The 18401-nt window shown below is 67.0% G+C and carries 15 protein-coding genes and 1 pseudogene; 8 read left to right on the forward strand and 8 right to left on the reverse strand.

Annotated features, from left to right (window positions below):
• Positions 1 to 24 precede the first annotated feature (24 nt).
• A pseudogene (locus ACVN9Z_RS16665) lies at positions 25 to 189 on the forward strand (DUF192 domain-containing protein); the annotation flags it as partial.
• A gap of 6 nt (positions 190 to 195) precedes the next feature.
• On the opposite strand, the gene ACVN9Z_RS16670 reads toward ACVN9Z_RS16665, so the two are convergent.
• Both ACVN9Z_RS16670 and ACVN9Z_RS16675 read right to left on the reverse strand, forming a co-directional pair.
• Positions 196 to 999 carry a BPSS1780 family membrane protein gene (locus ACVN9Z_RS16670; protein WP_006387925.1) on the reverse strand — a complete coding sequence of 268 codons (804 nt, stop codon included), beginning with the start codon at positions 997 to 999 and terminating at the stop codon, positions 196 to 198.
• 64 nt (positions 1000 to 1063) lie between these two features.
• Positions 1064 to 2032, reverse strand: coding sequence for a homoserine kinase (locus tag ACVN9Z_RS16675; protein ID WP_320565229.1), 969 nt, complete (start codon positions 2030 to 2032; stop codon positions 1064 to 1066).
• Positions 2033 to 2253: 221 nt separating this feature from the next.
• Between ACVN9Z_RS16675 and dusA the strand changes: the two genes are divergently transcribed.
• Complete coding sequence (dusA, locus tag ACVN9Z_RS16680; protein ID WP_006387927.1) at positions 2254 to 3237, forward strand: tRNA dihydrouridine(20/20a) synthase DusA; 984 nt, start codon at positions 2254 to 2256, stop codon at positions 3235 to 3237.
• Positions 3238 to 3358: 121 nt separating this feature from the next.
• Here the strand turns inward: dusA and ACVN9Z_RS16685 are convergent, their stop codons facing one another.
• Positions 3359 to 3817 (reverse strand): CBS domain-containing protein, encoded by a 459-nt coding sequence (locus tag ACVN9Z_RS16685; RefSeq protein WP_006387928.1) that lies wholly within the window; start codon positions 3815 to 3817, stop codon positions 3359 to 3361.
• 32 nt (positions 3818 to 3849) lie between these two features.
• The gene (locus ACVN9Z_RS16690; RefSeq protein ID WP_006387929.1) at positions 3850 to 5163 is read right to left on the reverse strand and encodes a YihY family inner membrane protein; all 1314 of its coding nucleotides are present in this window, start codon (positions 5161 to 5163) and stop codon (positions 3850 to 3852) included.
• Positions 5164 to 5180: 17 nt separating this feature from the next.
• On the opposite strand from ACVN9Z_RS16690, the gene ACVN9Z_RS16695 reads away from it, so the two are divergent.
• From ACVN9Z_RS16695 to ACVN9Z_RS16705, 3 genes are all read left to right on the forward strand, one after another.
• Entirely contained in the window at positions 5181 to 5552 is a 372-nt protein-coding gene (locus tag ACVN9Z_RS16695) for a DUF2069 domain-containing protein (protein ID WP_006387930.1), read from the forward strand.
• Positions 5549 to 7036 (forward strand): protein adenylyltransferase SelO, encoded by a 1488-nt coding sequence (locus ACVN9Z_RS16700; RefSeq protein WP_458212409.1) that lies wholly within the window; start codon positions 5549 to 5551, stop codon positions 7034 to 7036. The genes ACVN9Z_RS16695 and ACVN9Z_RS16700 overlap by 4 nt, the downstream gene beginning before the upstream one ends.
• Before the next feature lie 214 nt (positions 7037 to 7250).
• The gene (locus ACVN9Z_RS16705) at positions 7251 to 7970 is read left to right on the forward strand and encodes a response regulator transcription factor (protein ID WP_024068372.1); all 720 of its coding nucleotides are present in this window, start codon (positions 7251 to 7253) and stop codon (positions 7968 to 7970) included.
• On the opposite strand, the gene ACVN9Z_RS16710 is transcribed toward ACVN9Z_RS16705, so the two are convergent.
• A complete protein-coding gene (locus tag ACVN9Z_RS16710; RefSeq protein ID WP_049051367.1) occupies positions 7952 to 9388 on the reverse strand; it encodes a sensor histidine kinase in 1437 nt (478 codons plus the stop codon). The genes ACVN9Z_RS16705 and ACVN9Z_RS16710 overlap by 19 nt on opposite strands.
• A gap of 98 nt (positions 9389 to 9486) precedes the next feature.
• Positions 9487 to 11451, reverse strand: a complete 1965-nt coding sequence (locus tag ACVN9Z_RS16715) for an EAL domain-containing protein (protein WP_458212410.1) — start codon at positions 11449 to 11451, stop codon at positions 9487 to 9489.
• Positions 11452 to 11985: 534 nt separating this feature from the next.
• On the opposite strand from ACVN9Z_RS16715, the gene ACVN9Z_RS16720 reads away from it, so the two are divergent.
• The 3 genes from ACVN9Z_RS16720 to ACVN9Z_RS16730 are packed head-to-tail and all read left to right on the forward strand — an operon-like array spanning position 11986 to position 15440.
• The gene (locus tag ACVN9Z_RS16720) at positions 11986 to 13452 is read left to right on the forward strand and encodes a putative bifunctional diguanylate cyclase/phosphodiesterase (RefSeq protein ID WP_049051363.1); all 1467 of its coding nucleotides are present in this window, start codon (positions 11986 to 11988) and stop codon (positions 13450 to 13452) included.
• 35 nt (positions 13453 to 13487) lie between these two features.
• A complete protein-coding gene (aroC, locus tag ACVN9Z_RS16725) occupies positions 13488 to 14555 on the forward strand; it encodes a chorismate synthase (RefSeq protein WP_006387936.1) in 1068 nt (355 codons plus the stop codon).
• Between the two features lie 45 nt (positions 14556 to 14600).
• Positions 14601 to 15440, forward strand: coding sequence for a M48 family metallopeptidase (locus ACVN9Z_RS16730; RefSeq protein WP_006387937.1), 840 nt, complete (start codon positions 14601 to 14603; stop codon positions 15438 to 15440).
• A gap of 158 nt (positions 15441 to 15598) precedes the next feature.
• Here the strand turns inward: ACVN9Z_RS16730 and ACVN9Z_RS16735 are convergent, their stop codons facing one another.
• Together ACVN9Z_RS16735 and ACVN9Z_RS16740 are read right to left on the reverse strand one after the other, a co-directional pair.
• Entirely contained in the window at positions 15599 to 17581 is a 1983-nt protein-coding gene (locus ACVN9Z_RS16735) for a bifunctional diguanylate cyclase/phosphodiesterase (protein WP_458212411.1), read from the reverse strand.
• A gap of 17 nt (positions 17582 to 17598) precedes the next feature.
• Positions 17599 to 18282 carry a transglutaminase-like cysteine peptidase gene (locus ACVN9Z_RS16740; RefSeq protein ID WP_102949941.1) on the reverse strand — a complete coding sequence of 228 codons (684 nt, stop codon included), beginning with the start codon at positions 18280 to 18282 and terminating at the stop codon, positions 17599 to 17601.
• Positions 18283 to 18401: the final 119 nt, after the last annotated feature.

Consider the following 18401-nt stretch of genomic DNA (forward strand, 5'->3'; position numbering starts at 1 on the left):
CGGGTCAATGGTTGGATGGGACGGATGCGGGGGTTGCTGTGCCGTCGAGCGCCAGGGCCGAGATCGGGGATCCTGCTGCGCCCTTGCCGGGCGGTGCACACCTTCGGTATGCGGCACGCCATTGACGTGGCGTTCGTGTCGCGTGGCGGGCGCGTGGTGAAGGTGCGCAGGGCGTTGCCGCCCCGCCGGATCGCGTCATGCCTGGGCGCCGTGGCCGTTGTCGAGGTTCGGGCTGGAACCATTGATGCCGAACACGGAGGTGTACGACGGATAGAAGCTGCAATAGAACACGCCTGCCGCGGCGATCGTGAATGGGATCTGCAGGGTGCTGGCCAGTTGCGGCGAAAGCCCGATGGCGATCAGCAGCCCCGAGCACAGGTCCAGGAACAGCGCGATCAGGACCCACGTGGCCGCGTAGACCAGGAAGGCCCATTTGTTGCGCCAGCAAGCGATGCCCGAGAAAAACAGCGCCTGGGTCAGGCGCAGACCGTGCCAGGCCACCAGGACCGGCGCATACCAGAACAGCGCCGCGATCACGATATAGACGATCGTGAAAATGATGAGCGGCGCGCGCATCGCCATCAGGATGGGTTCCATGCTGTTCTCGATGGAGGCGATGCGCATGCCTTCGGCGAACGCCGACGAGAACGGCAGGAACGTGGCCAGTCCGGCCGTCAGGCTCACGGCGGCATACAGCAGGCCCATCAGGAACAATTTGCGAAGCACCCCGGGCTGCTTCAAGGGCTTGGCCCACATCGAAGGCAGCATGACGCGATCCGCCTCGACGTGCTTGCAGGCAGCCAGGCTCATCAGGGTGACCGACGGCATCAGCGCGATGAACAGGATCGGGCCGACGATCTGCGCGGCGAAGGCGAAAATCACCAGAAGGCTGTTGACCAGCGCCCAGGTGTACATGGCCAAGGGTTGCTTGCGGAACAGACGGAAGCCGTCTCGAACCCATTGCCAGCCGGAAGACGCGGGTAGGAATGCTGCTTGCATGGCTCTCTTGGGGGTGATCTCTCAATAAGGGACGTGCTACCCCCAATTATGGGGGGCGTAACGATTACGGCAATACCGGCAGGCCCGGGCGGTGGCGCGCCTGCAACACTCTTTCGAAATGTCGGGGGTCGTGCGGCTTGAGCGTCTGGGCCGGGCGCGGCAGGAAAAAATCGTACAGGCGCGATAGCCAGAAGCGCAGGGCGGCGGCGCGCAGCATCAGCGGCCAGGCTTCACGCTCTGCGTCGGTGAACGGCCGCACGCGGGCGTAGGCGTCCAGCCAGGAGTCGACCAGCTCGGGGATGAATTCACCGGTATCGCGCTCGATGCACCAGTCGTTGACGCTGACGGCGACGTCGAACAGCCAGGTGTCGCAACCCGCGAAATAGAAATCGATGATGCCGCCCATGAGCGGGTTTTCGAAGGTGCCGGCGAACAGCACGTTGTCGCGGAACAGGTCGCAATGGGCGGGGCCGGCGGGCAGCGTCCGCCAGGACGGGGTGGCCGCGGCGGCCTGCTGGGCGGCCAGTTCCGATTGCAGCAACTGCGCCTGGCCAGGATCCAGGAAGGGCAGGACCTTGGGCGCCGTCTCGATCCACCAGGAAAGACCGCGCAGATTGGGCTGCTGGATCGGGAAGTCGCGCGCCGCCACATGGGCGCGGGCCAGCGTGGCGCCGGCCAGGGCGCAATGGGCCGCGCCCGGCGCCGGCTCGTAGCCGCCGGGCAGGCGCGAAACAATGGCGCAAGGCTTGCCGTGCAGCGTGGTCAGGCGGGTGCCGTCGCGCAGGGTCTGCGGCTGTGGCACCGGAATGCCGCGGCTGGCCAGGTGGTACATCAGCTCGATATAGAACGGCAATTGCGCGTGCGTCAGCACTTCGAACAGCGTCAGCACGTACTCGCCACGGCTGGTGTGCAGGAAGTAATTGGTGTTTTCGATGCCCGCCGTGATCCCTCGTAGCGAGACAAACTCGCCCAGGTCGAAATGCGCCAGCAGGGCGCGCGCGTCGTCATCGGATACGGGGGTGAAAACGGCCATTGATGTCAGGAAAATAGGGGTTAACGAACGCGGGTGACGGACGCCTGGACATGCGTGCACGCGGCGGCGGCGCAATTTTAGACCACATGGCCGGCAGGGTCTGGCGGCCCGCCCGCGGGACCCGCCCGGCAGAATCGCGCCAAGCACCGTAAAATACCGCATCCCCTTGTTTTGCTGAGTGATTCTTGGACTCCCCCGACTGGCGGCTGTGCGTCGCCCCGATGATCGACGTGACCGACCGGCATTGCCGCTATTTCCACCGGCTGCTGGCGCCGCGCGCGCGTCTGTACACCGAAATGATCACCACCGGCGCGCTGCTGTATGGCAACGTGGCGCGCCATCTCGATTTCGACGAAGCCGAGCACCCTGTCGCGTTGCAGCTGGGTGGCAGCGAACCGGACGCGCTGGCGCAGTCGGCCAGGCTGGGACAGCAATGGGGTTACGACGAAATCAACCTCAACTGCGGCTGCCCGTCGGAACGGGTGCAGAAGGGCGCATTCGGGGCCTGCCTGATGGCGGAGCCGGACCTGGTGGCCGATTGCATCAAGGCGATGCAGGACGCGGTCGACATCCCGGTGACGGTCAAGCATCGCCTGGGGCTGGACTATGACGAGTCGTACGCCTTCGTGCGTGACTTCGTCGGCAAGATCTACGACACCGGCTGCCGGGTGTTCATCGCCCACGCGCGCAATGCGGTCCTCAAGGGCCTGTCGCCCAAGGACAACCGCGAGATCCCGCCGCTGCGCTATGACGTGGTCAGCCAGCTCAAGCGGGATTTCCCGGACTGCGTGTTCGTGCTGAATGGCGGATTGGCCGATGCCGCGCAATCGGTGCGCGCGGCGGCCGACTTCGATGGCGTCATGCTGGGCCGCGCGGCGTGGCACACGCCGCGGGTGCTGTCGGAAGTGTCGCTGCAATTGTGGCCGTCGGTGCGCCTGCCCGGCGATGCCCAGGTGGTCGATGCGATGATGGAATACGCCGCGCGCCAGGTGGCGCAGGGCGTGCCGCTGCGGGTGATGACCCGGCCGATGCTGGGACTGGTGAACGGCCAGTCGGGCGCGCGGCGCTGGCGCCGCATGTTGTCGGATCCGGCGCTGCTGGCCGCCAATGACCCCGCGCTGATCTATGACGCCTGGCGCAGCCAGCGGCATGTGCCGCCCGAACGCGACGGCGCTTCGTTGACGGCCGCTCCCGCGAGCGCCTGAGCATCCATCGGAACGGCTTGAACGCAAAAACGCCCGGACGGCCGCGAGGCCGCCCGGGCGTTTTTGCGCATATCCCGTGCAGGCCGGCGGACCAGGCCGCCGCCAGGCGATCGCCGATGGCTCAGGATTGGGTCGATTCCGCGCTTTCCGCGGGCCAGTCGCGGATATAGGCCTTGAGCATGTTGTTTTCGAACTGCTGTGCGGCCACGATGGCCTGGGCCATGTCGTAGAACGAAATCACGCCCATCAGCGTCGGGCCGTCCATGACGGGGATGTAGCGCGCATGCTTTTCGAGCATCAGGCGCTGCACTTCGTCGGCGCTGGTATTGGGCGATACGCTGACCGGCGCGTCGTCCATGATGGAACGGATGGTGGTTTCGCCCGCGCCGCCGTGCGCATGCATGTGGCGGATGATCTCGCGGAACGTCAGCATGCCTACCAGCGTGCCGAATTCCATGATGACGAGCGAGCCGATATCCTGCTCGCTCATGGTTTGCACGGCCTGGGACACGGGCATGTCCGGCGATGCGGTGTAAAGCGTGTCTCCCTTGACGCGCAGAATTTCGCTGACCTTCAACATCGGTTTCTCCTGGGCGGATGACGCCCTGATTGCTATTTCTTGTTCGCTTCCAGCTGCAATACCGGGGCGACGTCATTTCCGGTATTTTGCGCTTCTCTGCAGAGTTCTTCCAGCACGGGCGCATTTTCCCGGGAAATCACCGCCGCGGCGACCCGCAGGATTTCGGCGTCGTTGCGCACCCGGGGTTGACCGCGATCCAGCAGGAAACGGTCGACCACCGGCGCCAGCGACGTCTCGCGGGCATCGCAGGTCAGCACCCAGAGATGGTCGGGGCTGCGGGTGGCCAGGCCCATGTCGCCGAGCGTTTCAAGGACGTCGTTCAGTTCGTCCTGGTGCAGTTTCAGGCGGGAGGCGAGCACATTGGCGGGCAGGCCGGGCGGGGTGAGGGACTGCGCCCGGCGCAGCGCGCGCAGGACATCGAGTGCGTCGACGAACGGGGCGCCGGGGTAGCGGTTGAACTCCCAGCGGCCCAGCCGGATTAGCGGCGCGCTGGCCGCCAGGGTGGCGCCCAGCAGCACCGCCAGCCAGGACAGGTAGATCCACAAAAGGAAGATCGGCAGCGTGGCGAAGGCGCCGTAGATGACGGTATAGGTGGGGAAGCGCGTCAGATAGTAGGCGAACGCCGATTTCATGACCTCCAGCGCGACCGCGGTGACGCAGCCGCCGATGAGCGCGTCGCGCCACAGCACCTGCCGGTTCGGCACCACCACGAACAGGGCGGCAAAGCCCAGGCCGGTCAATACCAGCGGAATGAACGAGATGGCGACGCTGACCACTTCGGGCACGTCGCGCACCAACCCCAGCGATTCGCGGGCCACGAACGACGTGGCCCACAGGCTGGCGCCGGCCACCACCGGGCCCAGGGTGATGACCGCCCAGTAGACCAGGGCGCGCTGCGGCAGCGGACGCTGCCGCGTGACATGCCAGATGTCGTTGAAGGCTTTGTCGATGGTCATGATCAGCAGCAGCGACGTGACCAGCAGGAAGCCGCCGCCGATCGCGGTCAGGCGCGAGGCCTGGCGGGCGAACTGGTTCAGGTAGTCCATGATGTTGTCCGAAACGGACGGTGGCATCAGGCTATTGGTCAGGAAGTCCTCGAGCGCGACCCGGAATTCCTGGAATACGGGGAACGCGGTGAACAGCGACAGCACCACGGCCAGCATCGGCACGATTGCCAGCACCGTGGTGAAGGTGAGGCTGGACGCGACCTGCAGCAGCTTTTCCTCGTCGGCGCGCTGCGCGGTGAAGACAAAAGCGCGTCCGACCCGCGCGGCCCACGATGCGCGCGGGGGCAGGGGCTGGGTGGCCGCCGGCGCGGCGGCGGCAGGCTCGGCGGGGCGGTTCATCAGGCGATAATAGCAGCATGAACCCTGAACTCAACCCTCGCTTGCGCCTGGCGGCCTCGGTGTCGCTGTTCGCCCTGATCGTGCTGTGCGTCACCTGGGAGACGCTGGTGGCGCCGCTGCGCCCGGGGGGCTCCTGGATGCTGCTCAAGGCCTTGCCGCTGGCGCTGCCGCTGCGCGGCATCGTGCGCGGCAATCTCTACACCTACCAGTGGGCTGCGATGTTGTCGCTGCTGTACCTGATGGAGGGGGCGGTGCGCGCCATGTCGGACCCGGCGCCGCTGTCGGTGCTGATGGCGTGGGGCGAGATCGCGCTGTCGACGATTTTCTTCTTCAGCGCCATTTTCTATGTGCGGCCGGCCAAGCGGGCCGCCAGGAGGCAACGCGCGTGAACGTCCATTCCCTGTCCGACCTGCGGGCCGTCAACTCGTTTGCCGCATTGCCGGCCGCGTTCTACACCCGCCTGGCGCCCCAGCCGCTGAACCAGCCGCGCCTGCTGCATGCCAATGCGGATGCGGCGGCATTGATCGGGCTGGACCCGTCGGCGCTGCGGACGCCGGAATTCCTGCGGGTGTTTTCAGGCGCCGAGCCGTTGCCCGGCGGCGATACGCTGGCCGCGGTCTACAGCGGCCATCAGTTCGGCGTCTGGGCAGGGCAACTGGGCGATGGCCGCGCCCATTTGCTGGGCGAAATCCAGGGACCGGGCGGCGCCTGGGAGCTGCAGCTCAAGGGGTCGGGCCTGACGCCTTATTCACGCATGGGCGACGGCCGCGCCGTGCTGCGCTCGTCGGTGCGCGAATACCTGGCGAGCGAGGCCATGCACGGCCTGGGCATACCGACCACCCGCGCACTGGCGCTGGTCGCCTCGGAGGATCCGGTGTGGCGCGAAACCGTGGAAACCGCCGCCATCGTGACGCGCATGTCGCCCAGCTTCGTGCGCTTCGGTTCATTCGAACACTGGTCCTCGCGCCGCCAGCCGGACATGCTCAGGACGCTGGCCGACTACGTGATCGACCGCTATTACCCCGAATGCCGGGCCGCGCCGGCCGGTGAACCCCAGGACGAGGCCGCGCCCTATGTGGGGCTGCTGCGCGAAGTCACCCGGCGCACCGCGCTGCTGATGGCGGATTGGCAGGCCGTGGGGTTCTGCCACGGGGTCATGAACACCGACAACATGTCGATCCTGGGCCTGACCCTCGACTATGGTCCCTACGGCTTCATGGACGGATTCCGGTTGGGCCATGTCTGCAACCATTCCGATTCGGAAGGCCGTTATTCCTGGAATCGGCAGCCTTCCGTGGCCCTGTGGAATCTCTACCGGCTGGGGGGCAGCCTGCACACGCTGTCCCCGGACGTCGACGGTCTGCGCGCCGTGCTGGACGAATTCGAAGGCGTGTTCACGCGCGCTTTCCATGACCGCATGGGCGCCAAGATGGGCCTGGCGGCGTGGAGGCCGGCGGATGAACCTTTGCTGGACGACCTGCTCAAGCTGATGGACGCCAACCAGGCCGACTTCACCCTGACCTGGCGCCGCCTGGCCGATGCGGTGTCGGGCGACCGGGCCCCGTTCCAGGACCTGTTCATAGACCGCGCCGCCGCGTCGGCCTGGCTCGACCGCCTGCTGGCGCGCCACGCCCAGGACGGGCGTCCGGCGGCCGAAGTGGCCGAGGCCATGAACCGGGTCAATCCCTTATATGTATTGCGCAACCATCTGGCGGAAGAGGCGATCCGCGCCGCCAAGGCCGGCGACGCCAGCGAGATCGACACCCTGATGACGTTGTTGCGGGCGCCGTTCACGGCCAGAGTTGGCTACGAAAAGTATGCCGGCCTGCCGCCGGACTGGGCCAACGGCATCGAAGTCAGCTGTTCGTCTTGATGTTCGTTTTGCGCGTTTGGTGACGACAAAATCGTCTTTTGAGCGCGGAAGATGCGGAAAATTGGCGCAATGAGGCGAAAAATCGCAGTTTTTTTCTCTGCAATCATTCGTTTCCATTGTAAAAGTCGTAAGATTGTCGCCTGCGGGACACTCAGGATGGCATGCCTGTCACTGGGGCATTTGTCGACAATTTTCAATATAAAGCACTCTGAATATGCCTGGCGCAGATGGTTTGCTGTGTATCGGCCTGCTTGAGGATGATGCGGACTTCCGGGAGGAGTTGGCGTTGGGCCTGGGCGGGTACGGTTTCCGTGTGGCGTTCGCCTGTGACAATGCCGCGGCGTTTTACCGCCGTTTGCAGGAGCAACCCTGCGATATCGTCATTCTCGATGCCCATCTTCCCGGAGAGGACGGTTTTTCAGTGGCGACGCGCCTGCGGGCGCTCAGCCCCGTCGGCATCGTCATGCTGACGGGCCGCAGCGCGCTCGAAGACCGGGTGCGCGGCCTGGAAGGCGGCGCCGATGTCTACATGACCAAGCCGGTCGACCTGCTCGAACTCAGTTCGGTCATCCGCAGCCTGGCGCGCCGCATGCGCCTGGCCAAGGCGCCGCGGCCGGTCGATGCTGAAACCCGCGCGGCCGCCGACACCTCCTGGTCGTTGCAGGACGGCGGCTGGATCCTGGTGGCGCCGGACGGCGCCTCGCTGCACCTGAGCGCCCAGGAGCGCACTTTTCTCATGGCCTTGATGGATGCGGCGGGTTCGGCGGTCAGCCGCCAGGCATTGGCCGAGCTGTTCCTGCCCGACAGCCCGGGCGGCTTCGAACTGCGCCGTATCGATGTGCTGGTGAGTCGCTTGCGCGCCAAGGCGCAGAGCGCGGGCCTGAAGCTGCCGGTGTTGTCGGTGCGCGGACAGGGCTACGTATTCGCCGCCTGATCGCGCTCGCCCGGCGCGGGCGCCCGGGCGGGCAGCGTAATCACGAAACGCGTGCCTACGCCCACTTCGCTTTGCATCGTCAGTGAACCGCCCTGGCTCTGGCAGATGCGCCGCGCCAGGTACAGGCCGATCCCCATCCCCTGGGTCTCGCGATGTGCGGCGCGACGAAAGCGCGGCTCGAAGATGCGCGCCTGTTCATCCGGGCCGATGCCCGGGCCGCGGTCGGTCACCGCTACCCATGCCATCGGCGCGCCGTTTACCTCGACCTGGCCGGTTTCGATCCGGATCGGTTCGCTGGCCGGCGAATACTTGACGGCATTGTGGATCAGGTTGCGGACCACCACGCTGGTCAACGGGCGGTCGCAGTACACCGGCAACGCATCGCCGCTCGTCTGCAGGCGCAGCGCGTGGGCGGTGTCGGGCTGCATGGCCATGACGACGTCGCTGGCCAGCTCGGACATGTCGGTCAGTTCGCCGCGCGGCGTCCAGGCCTGTTCCCCGAGCCGGTCCTGGTTCAGCAGTTGCTCCATCAGCTCGGTCATCCGGCTCACCGACCGGTGAATGCGGGCCAGGCGGCTATCGACGGTTTCGCCGCTGCCGGACAGGATCATGTCGAGCGACTGGGCGGCCGCGCTGATCGTGGCCAGCGGCGCTCGCAGTTCGTGCGAGATCAGGGCGTTCATCTGGCGCTGCGTGTCCAGCGCGCTTGCCATTTCCACCAGCCGCAGTTCGCCCTGTACCAATTGGTCGGCGTCGGCCCTGGCGTGGGGGGCGGCCGAGCCTGTGCCGCGCTGGGCCAACCCGGCCAGGAGCAGGGCGGCCAGCACCAGCAGCAGCCGCGCCAGCGGCAACACCAGGGAGCCGTCGCCGGGCACGAATCCGGCGTCGCGCGCCAGGATCGCGATCGACAGCAGATAGGCCAGGCCCAGCGCCGCCGTCGCGGCCCTTTGCGGGCCGGATCGCGCCGCCGCGGCCAGGAACCACAGGGCCAGTGCCGCGCTGGCGGCGGCGCCCGCGCCGGCGATCAGCGCAGGCGCCATGCCGCCGTCACCGTCATAGACGAAGATCAGCGCCAGCGCTGCCACGCCGGTCAATGCGATGCAGGTCCAGTGGCAGGCCGCGGCCAGCCGCGAGGCGACGGGGCGGCCCGAGATCAGGGGAATGGACAGGGCCAGCAGCGCGGCGTACGAACCTGCCTGCAATGCGCCGGCGGGAAACAGCGCCGGCTGGGCGCGCAATATGCCTTCGACCAGCGCGAATGCCAGGCCGGCGCCAAAGATCGCCGCGCGCGAATAAATCCAGGCGACGGCGCAGGCCGCGGCGCAAGCCACGGCGATGCCTGCGGCAAGGCCGATCTGCAGGTCTGGAGGGGAATGGCCGGATCCGGCGGCCAGGGCGGTGCCTGGCCAGAAAAGCACGGCGCCCAGCCATTCCGGCCAGGCGGATCCGGCCGGACGGGCGCGCGGCGCGCGGCGCTGGCGCGACCGCCAGCGGGTGCGAAGAAACAATCCTTCCGTCAACTAGAAACCCATTGTTGGTCAGGCGCGAGGTCGTGCGCGCGGGCGAAGTTTACGACAGCGCCACGAATCGCGCGGACACCGATTTGCTCCAGGATGGCGCGGGTGGCTTCGTCGGGCACATCTTCGGCGTATACCGACATCCGCAGGGATACCGCGGTGGCCACGACGGTGGCCGCCAGGTGCTGGCTGCCCGGGCTGTGCAGGATGCCGGTGACGAAGCCGCCGCAGAGCTTCACGTAGGACAAGGGATATTCGTGCAGGTGTTCCATCGCGCCGAACTGCTGCGACAGGCGCGACAGGCCGATACGGCCGCCGCCCTGGCTGACGATCTGGCACAGCTGGCGCATGTCGGCGCCGTGCTCCACCAGCGCCGCGGCATCCACTTCCAGGATCAGCCGTGACGCCTGGGCCGGCCGGTCGGCCAGCATGCGTTCCAGCCTCGACAGGAAAGCGCCCTGCGCCAGCGAGGCCAGCGAGACATGCACGGTAAGCGCGTCGGCATGGGTGTAGAGCCAGTCCAGCCCGAGGCGGATGGCCTGGATGTCGCATTCCGCCGACAGCCCCAATCGCACCGCGGGTGGCATGAAGATCGAGGCCGGCACCGGGTCGGCGCCGTCGGCATCGTGCAGCGTCAGGCTGGCCTCGTAGTGCAACAGGGCGCCGGACACGTCGGCCAAGGGTTGGACCGACAGCGAGAAACGATGTTGCTCCAGCGCCGTGGACAGCGCGTCGTGCCAGCTGTATTCGCCGATGCGCGTACTGTCGGCGGCCTGGCTGGCCGGGGCGATCTGGTCATCGTCGGCGCTTTCCGCGCACATCAGCGCATGATCCAGCCGCGCCAAGGTGTCGCTGATGTTGTCGCCGGGCGTGAAGGCCGCCATCGCCAGGGCCCAGCGGCACCAGCCGTGTTTGTCCATCGGCACGCGCAGCGACCGCAGTTCATGCCGCACGCGCTCGGCCAGCAGGCCGGCCTGGGGTGCCGAGGAGCGCGGCATCAACAGTGCGAAGTCCGAGCCGCTGATCCGCGCCAGCGTCATGTCGCCATCACCGCCGCCGTCGACCAGCTTGCGCAGGCGGTCGGAGGATGAGCGCAGCCATTGGTCGGTGAAGGCGCGCGACAAATGCCGGTTGATCTGCGCCAGGTCGCGTTGCCGGAACATCAGGATGTGCCCGCCGGCCTCGGGCGCCGGGTCCGCCAGGGCCTGGCGGAAATGGTCGATGAAGTACTTGCGGTTGGGCAGGCGGGTGACGGCGTCCCGATGGATTTCGCTCTGCAGCGATTCGATTCGTGCGTTCTGTTCCTGCACCGTCGCGGCGACCTGCCGCTGCGCGTCGACCAGGGCCTGGTCCGTCAGTTCGCCGGGGCGGCCGGGCGCACCGCCGTCCGGCGCCTGCGCGCGTGCCCGGTCGTGGATCTCCCGGGCGGCGCGCGCTTCGATCCAGCGCAACAGGTTGGCGGCGAACAGCACCCAGAAGACGGCCGCGGCCAACGTCAGGCCGATGACCCGCACGCCGCCCTGCCACAGCGTGTCGCGCGCCAGCCGGGCGTCGGCCTGGACCGTGACCGTGCCGAGCCGGCGGCCGTCGGGCGCCTGATAGGGCCGGGTGGCCGCTGGCGCTTCCATCGCCAGCCAGCCGTTGCGCCAGTCGCGCGCCAGGTCCGGCCGGTCGGGCGCGGGCTCGCGCCGCTCGACTTGGGTGTCCCCGTTTTCTCCCGTGATCCGCACCAGGGCGTAGGTGCCGGTCGCGAAGAGGTCATCGGCCAGCCTGGCCTTGTCCTGGTCGCCGGCCGCGTCGTGCGACAGGGCCCAGGCCAGGGCGCTCGCGCCGGCCTGTCCCTGCTGCGCCAGCTGGGTGTTCAGATAGCGATGGGCGGCCAGCATCCCCAGGGCCTGGGCGCCGAGCAGGATGAAGGCAATCAGGAGGGCGGTGCAGAGGATCAGCCGGCGTAGTGTGGACATGGATCAAGGATTCCCTTCGTGGCCTGCACCGTTGCCGGTGCCGTTCGATGCCGGCCTGCCAATGAAAGGGGGGAACGTCAGGCCACGCAAGTGCCCGATGGGGAAAAATGCTGGATAAGAAACGTGACACACGTTACTAATACCTCAGTGTCGCCGTATACGCTGTAATTCCGCATGTCACAGAACATACAGAATATTACGAAATCAACTGCGATATCAGACAACCTGTGCAATTATTTCGTTCGTGATAATTGCCCGGATGATAACTATTGAGACAGGCCGTATTAATTTTCCGGCCCAGGGTGTCGTAGTAAGGGCACGGCATGGCGCAATGGAGCGGCCAGCGACTGCTATCCAAGGACCGTCATGACCCCTCGCGAGCAATCAGATCAGGGCAGGAATCGAAGGAAAGGGAGCGCGTTGCTCCTGAAGTGTGGCGTTTTTTTGCGAAAATAATGCATAATTTAAAAAATGTTACAGCCCTTGGGTTTCTTTCCGGACCACAACGCCAAGGGTTTCTAGATAGGGGGCTCCGTGCGTGAGAGTTACCTGCTCGCACTGTGCCTGACGCTCGCGGGCGCACTTGCAGCGATATGTTTGTTTTTCGTCCGCCGGGAACGCGTCCTGCGCGGACGATTGACGCGTGACGAATTGACCGGTGTCCTGAGCCAGCAGGAGCTGCAGCGCCGCGCGCGCGCCTGGCTGAACCAGGCCGAAAGGCAGTCGGGCCGAGGCATTTTCGGACCCCGCGGCTCGGCCCAGGATGAGCGCGAATCCCTGGGTATTTCGCGTGCCCGCGCCGGCTCTCGGGGCATCGGCGCCTTTTTCCTGGTCAGCTTCGACCAGTACGCCGAGATCAGCGCCATGCTGCGCGCGGGCGAGGACCAGACGCTGTTGATGATGGTGGCGGACCGGCTCAGTCTGTTGACGCGCGCGCTCGGTGGGATGGTGGCGCGTACCGGCACCGACGCATTCACGGTGTGCATTCCCGACGTGGATGAGGTGGGCGCCGCCCAGGTGTCGGCCAAGCTGCTCGAGGACCTGTCCGTGCCCTACGAACTGGGCGGTCGGCCTCTGATCGCGGTGTTCCGCGTGGGGGCGGCGTTGTATCCAGACCACGGTCGCAGTGTGGAAGAGCTGCAACGCTGCGTGCAGGTGGCGATGGTGCCGCTCAAGGAGCGCGGCGGGCCGGGCTGGAACATGTTCGATTTCCGCCTGTTGGCGCGCCAGCGCGATCAGCAGGGGCTGGAGAACGACCTGCGGCTGGCGCTGACCACGGCGGCCATGGACCAGTTCGAGTTGTACTACCAGCCGGTGTGTGACAGCGGCACCGGCGTGGTGCAGGGCTGCGAGGCCCTGTTGCGTTGGCACCACCCCGAACTGGGCAGCGTGTCGCCCGCCGTGACGATCGAACTGGCCGAGCGCAGCGGCCTGATCGTGCCGCTGGGCGCCTGGATCCTGGAGCGCGCCTGCTCGCAGGCGGCGCTGTGGCCGCCCGCCTGGCGCGTGCACGTCAATCTGTCGGTCAAGCAGATGAACGAAGACAGCCTGGTGCAACTGGTTTCCGACGTGCTGGCCTCGACCAAGCTGGCGCCGCGCAAGCTGGTGCTGGAGATCACCGAGTCGATCTTCATCCTGCATTACGAGCGGCACGTGAAGATCCTGAACACGCTGCGTGCCAAGGGCATCGGCGTGGCGCTGGACGACTTCGGCTGCGGCTATTCCAGCCTGAACCATCTGCGCCACCTGCCCATCGACTGGGTCAAGATCGACCGCAGCTTCATCTCCGCGCTCGAGTCCGACGCCGGCAGCCGCGAAGTGGTGTCGGCGTTGTTCGGGCTGTGCCAGGCGATGCACCTGCCGGTCGTGGCCGAAGGCGTCGAGACCGAGGGGCAGCGCGAGATCCTCAAATCGCTCGGCTGCCGCGTGATGCAGGGTTTCCTGCTGGGGCGTCCGGCGCCGGCCGCGGAAATTCAGGCTTTGGCGTCGGCGGTGTCATAATCGGGGTTGCTTGCAAACCCACCTGTTGACTTCCTATGCCCGGCAATACCCTCGGTACTCTGTTCACCGTCACGAATTTTGGCGAATCCCACGGGCCGGCCATCGGTTGCGTCATCGATGGCTGCCCTCCCGGGATGCCCCTGGAGGCGGCCGACATCCAGCTCGAACTGGACCGCCGCCGCCCCGGCACCTCGCGCCACGTCACCCAGCGCCAGGAAGCCGATCAGGTCGAGATCCTGTCCGGCGTGTACGAGGGCCTGACCACGGGCACCCCCATCGGCCTGCTGATCCGCAACACCGATGCACGCAGCAAGGACTACTCCAACATCACCGACACCTTCCGGCCGGGCCACGCCGACTACGCCTACTGGCGCAAGTTCGGCCTGCGCGATCCGCGCGGCGGCGGCCGGTCGTCGGCGCGCCTGACGGCGCCCACGGTGGCCGCGGGCGCCGTGGCCAAGAAATGGCTGGCCGAGCAGTACGGCGTGAAGGTGCGCGGCTACATGAGCCAGCTGGGCCCGATCGCGATTCCCTTCGTGTCCTGGGACGAAGTTCCGAACAACCCGTTCTACGCGCCCAACGCCGAGGTCGTGCCCGAACTGGAAGCCTACATGGACCAGTTGCGCCGCGATGGCGATTCCGTCGGCGCGCGCATCGAAGTGGTGGCCGAGAACCTGCCCGCCGGCTGGGGCGAGCCCATCTACGATCGCCTGGATGCCGACATCGCCCACGTGATGATGGGCCTGAACGCGGTCAAGGGCGTCTCGATCGGCGCCGGCTTTGATTGCATCGCGCAGCGCGGCTCCGAGCACGGCGACGAGATCACGCCGGACGGTTTCCTGACCAACCACGCCGGCGGCGTGCTGGGCGGCATTTCGACCGGCCAGCCGGTGACGGTATCGCTGGCCATCAAGCCCACTTCCAGCATCCGGGTCGAGCGCCGCTCGGTCAACCGCGCCAACGAACCGGTCATGGTGCAGACACTGGGTCGTCACGATCCCTGTGTCGGCATCCGCGCCACGCCCATCGCCGAAGCCATGCTGGCCCTGGTGCTGATCGACCACGCGCTGCGCCATCGCGGCCAGTGCGGCGAGCCGGGCTGATACCGGCCGCATTACCGAGTTCCTGACCGTTTGTAGGAGGCTGGCATGAGCCTAGACCGCTATCCGTTGCGCCGCATGGTGGCCGCGCTGTCCCTGGCGACCCTGGCGGGCTGCACGGGGATGAACACCACCCAGTCGGGCGCCATCGGCGTCAACCGCACCCAGTACATGTCGAGCATGGTGCCGTCGCAGGCGCTGGAGCAGGAAGCAAACCAGCAGTACGCCGACATCATCAAGCAGGCGCAGGCCAAGAACCTGCTCGATCGCGATGCGCAGCAGGTGGCGCGCGTGCGCGCCATCTCGCAGCGCCTGATCGCGCAGACCGGCGTGTTCCGCCCCGATGCGTCCGCCTGGAAATGGGAAGTGCACGTGCTGACCAGCGACGAGGTCAATGCCTGGTGCATGCCGGGCGGCAAGATCGCCGTCTATACCGGCCTGATCAACAAGATCAAGCCCACCGATGATGAACTGGCGGCGGTGCTGGGGCACGAGATATCCCATGCGCTGCGTGAACATGCGCGCGAGCGCGTGTCGCAGCAGATGGCCACCAACCTGGGCCTGCAAGTGCTGTCCATCGCCACCGGCTCGAGCGCCGCGTCGGACCTGGGCGGCAAGCTCAGCGACGTGATGTTCACGCTGCCCAACAGCCGCACGCATGAAACCGAGGCCGACCGCATGGGCGTCGAGCTGGCGGCGCGCGCCGGCTTCGATCCGCGCGCGGCGGTCACGTTATGGCAGAAGATGGGGGCCGCCGACAATGGCAGCGCGCCGCCCGAGATCCTGTCGACCCACCCGTCGGCGGCCTCGCGCATCACCGACCTGCAAGGGGCGGCCCAGCAGGTGCTGCCGCTGTACGAGCAATCGAAGGGGCGCGCGGCGCGCTAGTGTGCTGTCCCGTAGATGCGTGCGTATGACGAAATTCATCCCTTGGCGTCAGGGCTAGGCGCAAACCGCAGTGCTACCCGTAGGTATCGCGAGGATTTGCAACGACGCCATGGCGTCAAGGGGTGGATTTCGTGCGGGCGTATCTGCGGGACAGCACACTAGTGCATTGCCGGCGAGGCCGGCAGTTTGACGCCGGGGCCGCGCATCACGCGGATGCCCAGGTCGGCCAGGATGCGTCGCGTTTCGCTGTCCGGCACGTCTTCCGCGTAGACGTCGATGCGCAGTTTACGGGCGGTTTCCAGCACCGAGGCAGTCAATTGCTGGCTGCCCGGACTTTGCGACATGCCGCCGACGAAACCGCCGCCCAGCTTCACATAGGATAGGGGCAGGGTGTGCAGTTGCGCCACCGCGCCGAACTGCTGCGCCAGGCGGCGCACGCCGATATGCGCGCCGAACTCGGTCGCCACCCGCGCCAGCGTGGCGATCTGTTCGTGGCATTCGACCAGCCCGTGCGCGTCGATTTCGAGAAACAGGCGGCGCGCCAGCGCCTTGCGTTCGGTCAGCAACAAGGCCAACTGGCGGAAGTACTTCTGGCCGCGCAGCGAGGGCAGGGCGACGCGCAACGTCAACTCGCCATCGTGACTGGCGAGCCAGTCCAGCCCCAGGGCGACCGCCTCCAGGTCGCAGTCGGCAACCAGGTCCAGCCGCACGGCGGGCGGAATGAAAAGCGTGGCGGGGATCGGCGCCTGGTCGGCGGCGATGCGCAACATCAGCATGGCTTCCGTGCGGATGGGCGCGCCGCTGGCGTCGCACAGCGGCTCGGTGGCCAGCTCGAAACGGTGCGCTTCCAGGGCCGACAGGATGGCATCCTTCCAGGCCCGTTCGCCCGACTCGGACGGCGACTGGGCATCCGCCGCGCCGGCGATCACGACCTGGTCATTGCCCGCGCTCTCGGCCCGCATCAGGCCGAAATCGAGCCGTGACAGCACCGGGCCGGCCTGGTTGCCGCGGCTGTAGTCGGCCATGGCCTGGGCCCAGCGGCACAGGTGGCCTTCACCCACCGGGATGCGCGAGGCGTGCAGGTCGGCCCGCAACTGCTCGGCGATCATCATGGCCTGCGGCGCGGCGCAGCCCGGCAGCAGCAAAGCGAAATCCGATCCGTTCAGGCGCGCCAGCAGCGGATCGGCCACGTGCAGGGACTTGAGCGAGGCCTGGATGCGTTCGCAGGCGGTGCGCAGCCACTGGTCGATGAATTCGCGCGGCATGTGGCGGTTCAGGTCGGCCAGGTCGCGCTGGCGGAACACCAGCACGTGGCCGCCGTCGATGCCGGCGCGGGCCGATGCCGGGCCGGCGGCGGGACCGGCGTCGAGCGCGCGGCGGAATTCGTTGACGAAATACTTGCGATTCGGCAGGCGCGTGACGGGGTCCTGGTTCAGTTCCAGTTCCAGGGATTCGATCTTGGCGTTCTGTTCCTCGACGCTGGCGTAGACCCGTTCACGGGTCTGGTTCAGCGCCTGGACCACGCCGGACAGCTCGGGCACGCGCGCTTCCATCTGCTGCGGCGGCGAGTCCTGGCCGATGCTGCGGACGTGGTCGCTGACCTCGCGCAACAAGCGGTTCTTGATCCATCCCACCAGCGCGAAGGCGAACAGCGCCCAGATCAGGCCGGCTCCCAGCACCAGCGCGATCATGCGCAGGCTGCTGCGCCACAGGGCTTCCCAGGCGTAGGCGTCGTTGGCCACCAGCGTCACTTCGCCGATCTGGCGCCAGCCGTCGCTGACCGCGTGCGAGGCCGAGCGCGCATCCAGCGGCGCCAGCGCGCGGAACCAGGCCGGCACCGAGGCCGCCGTGGCGGTCGACTGGCGTTCGATCAGGACCTTGCCTTCCGGGTCGGCCAGCCGCACCAGCGAGAAATGGCCGCCGTCGTACAGCGCCGACACCAGCAGTTCCTGCACCACCGGGTCATTGTTGGCCGGCTGCGACAGCGACAGTGCCAGCGACACGGCGGCGTCGGTGGCCTGCACCTGCAATTGCCCGGACAGGTATTCGCGCGCGGCGTTGACGCTGAGCGCCAGGGTGCCCAGCAGGATGACGCCGATCGCGAGGGTTACGCTGAGCAGTAGCTGTCGAAGTATGGACATAGTCTTGGTTCCGGACGTCAGGGGCGTATGCCTTCCCGTTCCATGCGTTGGAGTAGATCGCGCCAGCGGCTGAGACGGTCAACCGGTGCGGCGGGTTTGCCGTCGACGTAGACGCCATCGGCGTTGAAGCTGAAGACCGGCGTCAGGTCGCGCCGTTGCGACGCCGGCAGGATGGTCGAGACCAGGCTGTCCAGCACCAGCGGTACCGCATTGGGTGTTTCGTAGTAGCCCAGCACCATGTGGGCGATCTGGCTGCTGCTGGCCGGGCCGCCCACGCGCGCGCGGACATAGATGAAGCGCAGTTTGTTGGCCGGCACGCCCATCGACAGCAGGGTGAAATACTTGCCGATGACATAGTCTTCGCAATCGCCCGCGCCCTTGCCCAGCGATTCGAGCGGGGTGGCCCAGTAGTCATCCTTGCCCCAGATCGTGATGTCCTCGCCGGACAGCAGTGCGCGGTTCCAGAAATCGTTGGCCAGCGTCAGCCGGTCCTTTTCCAGCGGCGGCGCCGCGCCGCGCAGCAATTGCAGCCAGTTCGTTACCGCCTTCGCGCCGCGCGCGCCATAGCGGCTGGCCGACAGGCTTTGCAGCTTCTCGGCGTTGACCTCCAGGGCGGAACTGCCGCCCCAGCCGCAAGCCAGGCAGAGCAAAACCAGTCGGCACAGATTCAGCGTGGCGCGGAAACGGCGGGTTGATCGCATGAAACGGATTTTCACATTTTTCCGGGTGATCCAGTCGACATCCGAAAAAAATCCCCGCGCCGCCTGCGCGCCGCGTCGCCATACCTTGTCATCCGAACGGGCAGGGCCGCGCAATGGCC

Source organism: Achromobacter sp. KK8 (assembly GCF_054188005.1).

Coding starts and splice junctions, on each gene's coding strand:
- ACVN9Z_RS16670 (WP_006387925.1), bottom strand. CDS start 999: ATGCAAGCAGCATTCCTACCCGCGTCTTCCGGCTGGCAATGGGTTCGA.
- ACVN9Z_RS16675 (WP_320565229.1), bottom strand. CDS start 2,032: ATGGCCGTTTTCACCCCCGTATCCGATGACGACGCGCGCGCCCTGCTG.
- dusA (WP_006387927.1), top strand. CDS start 2,254: ATGATCGACGTGACCGACCGGCATTGCCGCTATTTCCACCGGCTGCTG.
- ACVN9Z_RS16685 (WP_006387928.1), bottom strand. CDS start 3,817: ATGTTGAAGGTCAGCGAAATTCTGCGCGTCAAGGGAGACACGCTTTAC.
- ACVN9Z_RS16690 (WP_006387929.1), bottom strand. CDS start 5,163: ATGAACCGCCCCGCCGAGCCTGCCGCCGCCGCGCCGGCGGCCACCCAG.
- ACVN9Z_RS16695 (WP_006387930.1), top strand. CDS start 5,181: ATGAACCCTGAACTCAACCCTCGCTTGCGCCTGGCGGCCTCGGTGTCG.
- ACVN9Z_RS16705 (WP_024068372.1), top strand. CDS start 7,251: ATGCCTGGCGCAGATGGTTTGCTGTGTATCGGCCTGCTTGAGGATGAT.
- ACVN9Z_RS16715 (WP_458212410.1), bottom strand. CDS start 11,451: ATGTCCACACTACGCCGGCTGATCCTCTGCACCGCCCTCCTGATTGCC.
- aroC (WP_006387936.1), top strand. CDS start 13,488: ATGCCCGGCAATACCCTCGGTACTCTGTTCACCGTCACGAATTTTGGC.
- ACVN9Z_RS16730 (WP_006387937.1), top strand. CDS start 14,601: ATGAGCCTAGACCGCTATCCGTTGCGCCGCATGGTGGCCGCGCTGTCC.
- ACVN9Z_RS16735 (WP_458212411.1), bottom strand. CDS start 17,581: ATGTCCATACTTCGACAGCTACTGCTCAGCGTAACCCTCGCGATCGGC.
- ACVN9Z_RS16740 (WP_102949941.1), bottom strand. CDS start 18,282: ATGCGATCAACCCGCCGTTTCCGCGCCACGCTGAATCTGTGCCGACTG.